1 protein-coding gene is annotated in these 255 nt (G+C 39.2%); it reads right to left on the reverse strand.

Annotated features, from left to right (window positions below):
- The coding region (locus GBZ86_RS19120; RefSeq protein ID WP_170272340.1) for a hypothetical protein at positions 1–255 on the reverse strand (255 nt) is incomplete at both ends.

The following is a 255-nucleotide window of genomic DNA, read 5'->3' on the forward strand; positions in this document are numbered from 1 at the left end:
TTAAAGCTCCATTAGAAAGCATTCCCTCTGCTGCATTATACTTATAAACTGGATTACTTCCTGTTGGCACTGTTGGTGGATTCACTGGTTCTGTTGGTGGTGTTACTGTGCCGGATACTAAGGTTAAAGTTACTTCTCCAAGACTTGGACCATAGTTTATTCCATCTCCATGGAACTTAATAGTGTTTATTCCACTATTTAAATTTACTGCCACAGTAAAGGTCTTAGCATCTCCTATGGACCATCCATTAGTTG

This window comes from Clostridium tarantellae (assembly GCF_009295725.1).
Classification (GTDB): Bacteria; Bacillota; Clostridia; order Clostridiales; family Clostridiaceae; genus Sarcina; species Sarcina tarantellae.